The sequence below is a fragment of the Microbacterium sp. ZW T2_14 genome, assembly GCF_044987405.1.
Classification (GTDB): domain Bacteria; phylum Actinomycetota; class Actinomycetes; order Actinomycetales; family Microbacteriaceae; genus Microbacterium.
The window spans coordinates 1-8,956 of record NZ_JBJDRK010000092.1; the positions used below are offsets into that span (position 1 = coordinate 1).

Genomic DNA, 8,956 nt, shown 5'->3' on the forward strand with positions numbered 1-8,956 from the left:
GGCGGCGGCGGCTCGACGGAGGCCGGCGGCGGCTCGAACGACGCCTGCCGCAGCAGGTCGTCGACCAGCGCGTCGGGCGTGACGCCGCGCCGTGCAGCCTCGGCGCGCAGCAGCGCGACCGACGCCGGCGACAGCGTGGCGTCGTCCGTCCCGTCCCCGGCGCCACCCGGCCGTTCGCGCAGGAGCAGCGACAGCACGGGGAGGACGATCGCACCCAGTGCGGCGAGGATCGAGACGATGCCGAGCACGCGGGAGTAGAGCTCGCCGCCGTACTCGTCGGTCCAGATGGGGTAGACCACCATCACGAAGACGATCGCGAACAGCGCGAGCGTCACGATCAGGCCGACACGGATCGCCGTCCGCCGCCGGTCCGCCAGCAGCAGGAGCAGCGAGGCGAACGAGAACGCGACGGATGCCGCCACCGCGGTCCACAGCGAATCCCAGAAGGCCTCCGCCTCCCAGGTGGGCTGACCCCACAGGGCGATGAGCACCAGCACGGCTCCGACCACCGACACGCCTGCGCCGATGTAGCCGAACGTGTGCAGCCGCCGCCCCACGAGGGAGGCGCAGCACAGGACGGCCACGCTGAAGGCGCCGACGACGGACGTGGTGCTGAGCACCCGCCAGGCGGTCGGGCCGAGCTCGGCACCGAGCAGCACCACGATGCCGCTGATCGCAGCGGCGCTGAAGGAGACGACGATGACGGCGACGATGATGCGGCGAGCGAGCGACACCGGAGTGCGCGTGCGGCCCGCCGGATCCGTCATGTCAGCTCCCCACGCACCTTTACGACGTCGGCGGTCATCGTCTCGATGAGCGGCTCGACCCCCTCGAACGCGACCATACCGCGAATCCGCGACACGAACTCGATCTCCACGACGTGGCCGTAGAGGTCGAGGTCCGTCTCATCGAGCACATAGGCCTCGACCTGGCGCACATCGATGTCGTCGAATGTCGGGTTGGTGCCGATGCTGATCGCCGCCGGATAGCGCACACTGCTGCGCGGCGCGGACGCGCCGTCGTGCGGCATCCCCTCGTCGACCAGCCAGCCGGCGTACACGCCCTCGGCAGGAACGAAACCTTCGAGGTCGGGCGCCAGGTTCGCCGTCGGGAAGCCGAGCTGGCGTCCGCGCTTGAGCCCGTGCACGACCTCGCCGCGGACGGCGTGAGGGCGCCCGAGCAGGCGCGTCGCCCCGGCGACGTCTCCGGCATCCAGGAGCTCGCGCACCCACGTCGACGAGACGCGACGGCCGGCGTCGATCGCACGGACGTCGTCCACGACGTCCACCTCGAAGCCGAACTCGGTTCCCAGCTCGCGCAGCAGCCCGGGGTTGCCCGCCCCGCCGCGGCCGAAACGGAAGTCCGCGCCGACCATCACGATGCGCACACCCAGCGCCCCGACGAGCACATGCTCGACGAACTCGCGCGCACCGAGGTCGGCCAGCTCGCGGTCGAACGTGAGCATCAGCGTGGCATCCACACCCGCATCGGCGAGCAGGCGCAGCTTCTGGTCGACGCCGACCAGACTGTCGGGGCACAGCTCGGGGCGCAGCAGCGCGAGCGGGTTGCGGTCGAACGTGACGGCGACGACGCGCGCTCCGGAGGCCTCGGCATCCACCCGTGCCCGGTCGATGACCGCACGGTGCCCCGAGTGCACGCCGTCGAACTTGCCGATCGCGACGACCGAGGGGCCGAAACCCGCGGGCACCTCGCGCGGGTCGCGGAAGACGATCACGACGCCACCGCCACAGGGTTCGTCGCGGTCGGCTGCATGGCGGGGCGATGCGTCGCCAGCCACCAGAGACCGAGGAACGGGAGCACCAGCGGCACGAACAGGTAGCCCATTCCGTACCAGGACCACACCGTCGGGTGGGCGAACAGCTCGGGCATCACCAGGCTCAGCGTGCCGACGATCAGCACGCCGACGAGCTCGAACACGATCGCCACCCACGCCACCACGTACCACCCGCGGCGTCCGGCGAACACGAGGGCCAGGGTCGCCACGATGTACACCAGCGCCGAAAGCGCGGAGAGCGTGTAGGCGAGCGGCGCCTCGTCGAAACGCTCGACGATCTGCACGAAGGACCGACCGGTGGCACCGAGCGCCATGATCGCGTACACGATCACGAGCACGCGGCCGATGCCGGTCATGCGGGGGCGGGCGGAAGACGACATAACCAGACGAGTTTAGTTCGTGCCGCGGGGGCCGGTTCCGCCAGGATGCCCCATTGCGGCATTCCGGGTCGGCATTCCCGACACAGTTGCGGCCAGCGCCGAGCCGCGTCGGGCGCGTCAGGCGAGCTGAACGGTCCAGATCACCTGCATGCGCCAGATCATCACCGCGATGGACAACGCCGCGATGCCCATGATCACCGTGCTCCAGCGGCTGCGTTCCAACAGGGCCCACGCGACCGCTCCGAGGGGCAGCAGCACGGCGGACACGAGGTAGACCCAGAACTCGAGGAGACTCCCCGAGGGCGGGTTGCCCGCGAACGGCGCGACGATCGCGATGACGACCTGCGCGAGCAGCAGCAGCTCGACCAGCGCGAGAGCGCCGACCGTCCAGTCGCTCGGCCGCCGCCCGGCGAGCCCGGCGATGACGCAGAACAGCCCCGCGGTGACGGCGACGACCAGCTGGACGATCGTGAACCACAGGATCACCGGGCGGCCTCCTCGGGCATGTTCATCGCGCTCTTGACGTCATCCCCGCGCCGTTCGACGATCCCGACGAGCCGACCCTCCGGGTCGATCGCCGCCGCCGGCGTAACAGAGACGCGGGCGGCGGCCCCGAGCAGCCTCTTGCCATGACGCAGATCTCGCGCCTCGTCGGCGGTCACCTCGAAGCGGCCGAGCACGGCGCTCGCCGCAGTGGCGGGGTCCACCATCGTCGCGGTGGCGAGGTCCTCGACGCCGGGCGCACCGGCGACATCGAACGGGCCGATGCGGGTGCGCCGCAGAGCCGTGAGGTGTCCCCCGACACCGAGGGCGGCGCCGAGATCACGGGCCAGTGAGCGGATGTAGGTGCCGCTCGAGCAGTCGACCACGACATCGAGATCGATGACGCCCGGCGGCACCGGTCCGGCGGCACCGGCCGCCTCCAGGGCGATGTCGCGCAAGCCCGGATCCGCCGTCGCCGAGCCGGAGGCGCGCCGCTCTGCGAGCACCTCGAACCGCGAGACCGTGACCTCGCGGGCCTTCAGCTGCACGTCCTCCCCCGCCCGCGCCAGGTCGTACGCGCGCCGCCCGTCGACCTTGATCGCGGAGTAGGTGCTCGGCACCTGCGAGATACGCCCGGTCAGCGCCGCGATGCCGCCGGCGATCGAGTCGGACTCGAGGAACGAGGCATCCGTCGCCGCCGTTCTCTGGCCGTCGGCATCGTCCGTGTCGGTCGCGACGCCGAGTCGGATGGTCGCCTCGTACGTCTTGTCGAGCCCGACGATGAAGGTCAGCAGACGCGTCGCGCCCTCCACCCCGAGGACGAGCAGCCCGGTGGCCATCGGGTCGAGCGTGCCCGCGTGGCCGATCTTGCGTGTGCCGAGCGCGCGGCGGGCGCGGGCCACGACGTCGTGCGAGGTGATGCCGCCGGGCTTGTCGACGAGCAGGATTCCGGGTGCCGCCATCAGCTGCGCCCCACGATGCGGGGGTGTGCGAGATCGGAGTTGTCGACGATGACGGATGCCGCCTCCCGAGGGCGCGCCTCGCGCAGATAGATCTCCTGCCCCTGCCGGTACCGCGCGTTCGCCTCGGCCCCGGGATCGGGGTCGGACCCGTCTCGGAGCGCCAGGCGGGCATATGACACCTCGAAGGGCACGTCGAGCCAGACGGACCAGTCCCAGAGGTCCTGCAGCTCGGGCCGGTGCAGGAAGATCCCATCGACGACGAGGACCGCGTCCAGCGGCGCGGTCACCCACTGCGACTCGACAGGCGCATCGCGGGCGACGTCGAAAGCCGCGAGCTGGAAGCCCGTGGTCCCGCCGGTCTGCGCACCGTCGCGGAAGGGGTCGATCAGCACGCGCCGGAAGGTCGCGTAATCGTACGAGTCGCGGTAGAAGCCCTCGGGGCTCCGGCGTCCGCGCAGATAGCGCTGCGCGCGCGGGCGGTGGAAGCCGTCGATGCTCGCGCGGAAGACGGCGTCCCCGGTCTCGGCGAAGACCTCCGCGAGGCCGTCGGCGAACACCGTCTTGCCGGCCCCGTCGAGCCCGTCGATCGCGACGACGACGCGACCGGCCCGGTTGCGCCGTCGCACCCTCTCGCGCAGCTCGCGCCACAGCGTCGTGGTCGGCGTGACGGGAAGGCGCATGCTTCCCAGCCTACGGCGCGCGCCGATTCCTCCAGGTCACCCGCACAGCTCGTAGGGGGGCGCCTCCGCCATCGTCACCGTGACCGAACTGATCACCGGGTCCTCCCGATAGGTGAAGAACATCTGCCCGACCTGGAGGTGGACGATGGAGGAGTCGATGGAATCCGCCACCTCGACGGCATCGGGATACTCCGCGCGCACGTCCTCGACGGTCGAGCCCACTCCGACCCCGCTTGCCGTACGAGGCCCGATCGCGGCCGTCGGGTCACCCCACGCCTCCGTCGCGACCAGGCTCACGGGCCCGTCGTCGGATGTGTTCCCCGGCCGAGCGGTGTAGACGTTGTACTCCCGGGCCGGCGCACTCCACCACGCCAGCCAGCCACAGAGGTCCGGATCATTCGTGGTACCCGACGGCATCGACGTCAGCGCGTCGGAGAACGGCATCCCCAACGCGATCGGACCCATGCCCGCCTCCGTGATCACCCACGTCGCGGGATCGTCCGGGTCCTCCGATCGGGTCGGCGTCGGCGTCGGCGTCCGCGTCGGCGTCGGCGTCGGACTCGGCGTCGGACTCGGCGCCGACGGTGCAGAGGCGGACGGCACCGATGCGGACGGCTCCGCATCGGTGGCGGACGGACTCGCGCAACCGGTGACCGCGACCACGGCGATGAGCAGCACCGCGGCAGATGCCGACAGACGCATACTGTCTCCTTCGTTTCGTGTCTCCTGCACGTTAGGGGCACGGCGCCGACCCGTGTCAGCGGGCGCGGCCGATCGTGATGAGGTCGTGACGCGCGCGGACGCATTGCGGCCACTTACGCTGGAGCGCATGCCCGACTGCGCGACATCGACTGATCTCGCGACCCCGCTCGACCTCGCGACGCCACTCGTCGGCTGGTACGGATCGAACGCCCGGGACCTGCCGTGGCGGCGGCCGGGATTCGGGGCATGGGGCGTGCTGGTCAGCGAGTTCATGCTGCAGCAGACGCCCGTCACGCGCGTCATCCCCCACCTCGAGGCATGGCTCGACCGATGGCCGACCCCGGCCGACCTGGCGGCCGCGCCGCCCGCCGACGCCGTCCGTCAGTGGGCGAACCTTGGCTATCCGCGGCGTGCGCTATGGCTGCACCGTGCCGCGGTGGAGATCCGCGACCGCCACGGCGGGGTCGTGCCGCGCGACGTCGACGCTCTCCTGGCACTGACCGGCATCGGCGACTACACCGCACGTGCGGTGGCCGTCTTCGCGTACGGCGACCGGCATCCCGTCGTCGACACGAACACGCGACGAGTGCTGGCACGCGCGATCGACGGCAGGTCGCAGCCCGGCCCGCCGTCGCGGCGCGACCTGGAGGCGATGGCGGCGATCCTCCCCCGCGACCGCGAGATGGCGGCCCTGGTGAACGCCGCTGCGATGGAGCTGGGCGCCACCGTGTGCATCGCGCGCATTCCGCGCTGCGACGCATGCCCGCTGCGTGACCGCTGTGCCTGGCGGGCGGCCGGGTATCCGGACACCGGTGACGATCGCCGCAAGCAGGCGCGCTACGAGGGCAGCGATCGCCAGGCGCGGGGCGCGGTGCTCAAGCGGCTACGGGATGCCGCGACCCACGCCGTGCCGCTGGCCGAGGTCGTCGCCGATTGGCCCGACGCCCTCCAGCGCGACCGCGCCATCGACTCGCTCATCGCCGACGGGCTGGCCGAAGTCTCCGACGGACTGCTGCACCTGCCGCGCTGACGGATCCGCCACCATGACGACGAACGCCGCGACCGGCGGACCGGTCGCGGCGTGTCGAGGGGGTCGAGGACTCAGTCCTCGTCGTCGAGCTCGCGCGGCTTGACGTAGGGGTCGGCGTCGCCGGCGTAGGTCGCCGAAGAGGCGAGACCCGCCACGGCGGCGTCGCGCTCCTGCGCTTCGCGCAGCAGATCGGCGATGTGCCCCGCGTTCTCGGGGATGGCGTCGGGGATGAACTCGAGCGACGGGGTGAGGCGCACGTTGAGGTGCTTGCCCACCTCGGAGCGCAGCATCCCGGTCGCCGACTTCAGCGCCGCAGCGGATCCTTCACGCTCCTCGGGAGAACCCAGCACCGTGTAGAACACGGAAGCGTGCTGGAGGTCGCCCGTCACGCGCACATCCGTGATGGTGACGAATCCGAGGCGCGGGTCGCGGAGGCCCTTCTCGAGCCTCTCCGCGAGGATCACGCGGATCCGGTCGCCCAGCCGGGCCTGACGTTCGCTGGCCATGGTTGCTCCTTAAGGAAGTGATTCCGGATGCCTCGAGCGAGGCATCCGGAATCAAGACGCGGACTCAGCCGCGCGGCTTCTCGATCATCTCGGTGGTCTCGATCTCGTCGCCCACCTGGATGTCGTTGTACTTGCCGAGGCCGATACCGGCTTCGAAGTCCGTGCGGACCTCGGTGACGTCGTCCTTGAACCGGCGCAGCGACTCGATGGCCAGGCCATCGGCCAGGACCACGCCGTCGCGGATGACGCGCGCCTTGGCGTTGCGCGTGATCGTGCCCGAGCGGACGATGACACCGGCGATGTTGCCGAACTTCGAGGAGCGGAACACCTCGCGGATCTCGGCGACACCCGACTGGACCTCTTCGTACTCCGGCTTGAGCAGGCCCTTGAGCGACTGCTCGACGTCGTCGATCGCGTTGTAGATGACCGAGTAGAACCGGACATCCACACCCTCACGGGCGGCGCGCTCGCGCGCCTTCGTGTCGGGACGGACGTTGAAGCCGATGACGATCGCGTTGTCGATCGTCGCCAGGTTGATGTCGGACTCGGTGATCGCACCCACACCGCGGTGGATGATCCGCAGCTGGACGGAATCGTCGACCTCGATCTTGAGCAGCGATTCCTCGAGCGCCTCGACAGCACCCGACACGTCGCCCTTGATGATGAGGTTGAGCGACTCGACCTTGCCCTCTTCGAGAGCGCGGGTGAAGTCCTCGAGCGAGATGCGCTTGCGGGCCTTGGCCAGCTGGGCGTTGCGCTCGGCCGCTTCACGCTTCTCAGCGATCTGGCGGGCCGTGCGGTCCTCCTCGGTCACGATGAACGTGTCACCGGCGCGCGGCACCGAGTTCAGACCCTGCACCTGCACGGGACGCGACGGGAAGGCCTCCTCGACCGGGTCGCCGTTCTCGTCGGCCATCGCACGCACGCGGCCGTAGGCGGTGCCGGCGACGATCGCGTCGCCGACGCGCAGCGTTCCGGACTGGATGAGCACCGTGGCGACCGAACCGCGACCCTTGTCGAGCTTCGCTTCGATCGCGACACCGCGCGCGTCCTTGTTCGGGTTGGCCGTGAGGTCCAGTCCCGCGTCCGCCGTGAGCAGGACCGCGTCGAGCAGCTCCTGGATGCCGGTGTTCTGGCGAGCAGAGACATCCACGAACATGACGTCGCCGCCGTACTCCTCGGCCACGAGCCCGTACTCGGTGAGCTGCTGGCGCACCTTGGCCGGGTTGGCGTCGGGCTTGTCGACCTTGTTCACCGCGACCACGATCGGCACGTTCGCCGCCTGGGCGTGGTTGAGCGCCTCCACCGTCTGCGGCATGATGCCGTCGTCGGCGGCGACCACCAGGATCGCGAGGTCGGTCACCTGGGCACCGCGGGCACGCATGGCGGTGAACGCCTCGTGACCCGGGGTGTCGATGAAGGTGATCGCGCGCTCGATGCCCTCGTGCTCGGTCCAGACCTGGTACGCACCGATGTGCTGCGTGATGCCGCCGGCCTCGCCCGCGACCACGTTGGTCTGGCGGATGGCGTCGAGCAGTCGCGTCTTACCGTGGTCGACGTGACCCATGACGGTCACGACCGGAGGCCGGATCTCGAGGTCTTCCTCGTTCTCCGCCTCCAGCTCGGCCTCGAGATCGAGACCGAAGCCCTCGAGGAGCTCCTTGTCCTCGTCCTCGGGCGAGACCATCTGGATCTTGTAGCCGAGCTCGGCGCCGAGCACCTCGAAGGTGGCCTCGTCGAGCGACTCGGTCGCGGTCGCCATCTCACCCAGGTTGAACAGGATGGTGACCAGCGTGCCGGGCTGCACGGTGTAGCCGCGCAGCGCCTCGAGCTTGTCGGCGAAGTCGGCGATCGATGCGCCACGGCGCAGGCGGATGATCTCGCCGTTGCCCTTCGAGACGTTGACGCCGCCGACGACCGGCGCCGACCGCATCTCGAACTCCTGCCGCTTCGCCCGACGCGACTTGCGCTGCTTCGACTTGCCGCCGCCCTTGCCGAAGGCACCAGCGGTGCCACCGCCGGGCCCACGGCCACGACCGCCACCACCGCCGGGACGACCGGCGAAGCCGCCCGCGGGCGCTCCACCGGGAGCACCGCCGGGACGCTGGAAGCCACCGCCGCCGGCGCCGCCGGGACGACCGGGGCCGCCGGGACGCTGCTGGAACGGCGCACCGGGACGACCGCCGCCACCGGGGCGACCTGCGCCACCCGGACGCGGGGCGCCGGGGCGAGGAGCACCCGGGCGCGGGGCCTGAGGACGCGGGATGTTGCCGGGGCTCGGGCGCTGGCCCATGCCCTGCGCCGATGCGAACGGGTTGTTGCCCGGACGCGGGCCGGCGGGACGCTGGCCCATGCCCTGCGACGGCGCGAAGGGGTTGTTGCCCGGACGCGGTGTGCCGCCGGGACGCGGGGCCTGGG

10 protein-coding genes are annotated in these 8,956 nt (G+C 71.0%); 1 reads left to right on the top strand and 9 read right to left on the bottom strand.

The genetic code is table 11. The features are described 5' to 3' along the window. The 7 genes from ACI3KY_RS19395 to ACI3KY_RS19425 form a co-directional block, all read right to left on the bottom strand. Positions 1-767 (bottom strand): hypothetical protein (locus ACI3KY_RS19395; protein ID WP_404931765.1); only part of this gene is annotated, 767 nt, incomplete at its 3' end. Next, positions 764-1,735, bottom strand: a complete 972-nt coding sequence (locus ACI3KY_RS19400; protein WP_404931766.1) for a bifunctional riboflavin kinase/FAD synthetase — start codon at positions 1,733-1,735, stop codon at positions 764-766. The genes ACI3KY_RS19395 and ACI3KY_RS19400, both read right to left, overlap by 4 nt. Then, complete coding sequence (locus ACI3KY_RS19405) at positions 1,732-2,175, bottom strand: hypothetical protein (RefSeq protein ID WP_404931767.1); 444 nt, start codon at positions 2,173-2,175, stop codon at positions 1,732-1,734. Before ACI3KY_RS19405 ends, ACI3KY_RS19400 begins: the two co-directional genes overlap by 4 nt. Positions 2,176-2,292: 117 nt before the next feature. After that, on the bottom strand, positions 2,293-2,661 hold the full coding sequence (locus ACI3KY_RS19410; RefSeq protein WP_404931768.1) for a hypothetical protein: 369 nt from the start codon (positions 2,659-2,661) through the stop codon (positions 2,293-2,295). Further along, a complete protein-coding gene (truB, locus tag ACI3KY_RS19415; protein WP_404931769.1) occupies positions 2,658-3,620 on the bottom strand; it encodes a tRNA pseudouridine(55) synthase TruB in 963 nt (320 codons plus the stop codon). The genes ACI3KY_RS19410 and truB overlap by 4 nt, the downstream gene beginning before the upstream one ends. Next, positions 3,620-4,300 carry a uridine kinase gene (locus ACI3KY_RS19420; protein WP_404931770.1) on the bottom strand — a complete coding sequence of 227 codons (681 nt, stop codon included), beginning with the start codon at positions 4,298-4,300 and terminating at the stop codon, positions 3,620-3,622. Before ACI3KY_RS19420 ends, truB begins: the two co-directional genes overlap by 1 nt. A gap of 36 nt (positions 4,301-4,336) precedes the next feature. Next, positions 4,337-5,002: a hypothetical protein gene (locus ACI3KY_RS19425; RefSeq protein ID WP_404931771.1), complete on the bottom strand. Its 666-nt coding sequence runs from the start codon at positions 5,000-5,002 to the stop codon at positions 4,337-4,339. Positions 5,003-5,129: 127 nt separating this feature from the next. Here ACI3KY_RS19425 and ACI3KY_RS19430 point away from each other — a divergent pair, with 127 nt between their 5' ends. Further along, positions 5,130-6,032, top strand: coding sequence for an A/G-specific adenine glycosylase (locus ACI3KY_RS19430; protein WP_404931772.1), 903 nt, complete (start codon positions 5,130-5,132; stop codon positions 6,030-6,032). Positions 6,033-6,103: 71 nt separating this feature from the next. Here the strand turns inward: ACI3KY_RS19430 and rbfA are convergent, their stop codons facing one another. Together rbfA and infB are read right to left on the bottom strand one after the other, a co-directional pair. After that, a complete protein-coding gene (gene rbfA / locus ACI3KY_RS19435) occupies positions 6,104-6,538 on the bottom strand; it encodes a 30S ribosome-binding factor RbfA (protein ID WP_194413940.1) in 435 nt (144 codons plus the stop codon). 64 nt (positions 6,539-6,602) lie between these two features. Then, positions 6,603-8,956, bottom strand: a 2,354-nt coding sequence (gene infB / locus ACI3KY_RS19440) for a translation initiation factor IF-2 (RefSeq protein WP_404931773.1), incomplete at its 5' end; no start/stop codon positions are given.

Coding starts and splice junctions, on each gene's coding strand:
- ACI3KY_RS19405 (WP_404931767.1), bottom strand. CDS start 2,175: ATGTCGTCTTCCGCCCGCCCCCGCATGACCGGCATCGGCCGCGTGCTC.
- truB (WP_404931769.1), bottom strand. CDS start 3,620: ATGGCGGCACCCGGAATCCTGCTCGTCGACAAGCCCGGCGGCATCACC.
- ACI3KY_RS19420 (WP_404931770.1), bottom strand. CDS start 4,300: ATGCGCCTTCCCGTCACGCCGACCACGACGCTGTGGCGCGAGCTGCGC.
- ACI3KY_RS19425 (WP_404931771.1), bottom strand. CDS start 5,002: ATGCGTCTGTCGGCATCTGCCGCGGTGCTGCTCATCGCCGTGGTCGCG.
- ACI3KY_RS19430 (WP_404931772.1), top strand. CDS start 5,130: ATGCCCGACTGCGCGACATCGACTGATCTCGCGACCCCGCTCGACCTC.
- rbfA (WP_194413940.1), bottom strand. CDS start 6,538: ATGGCCAGCGAACGTCAGGCCCGGCTGGGCGACCGGATCCGCGTGATC.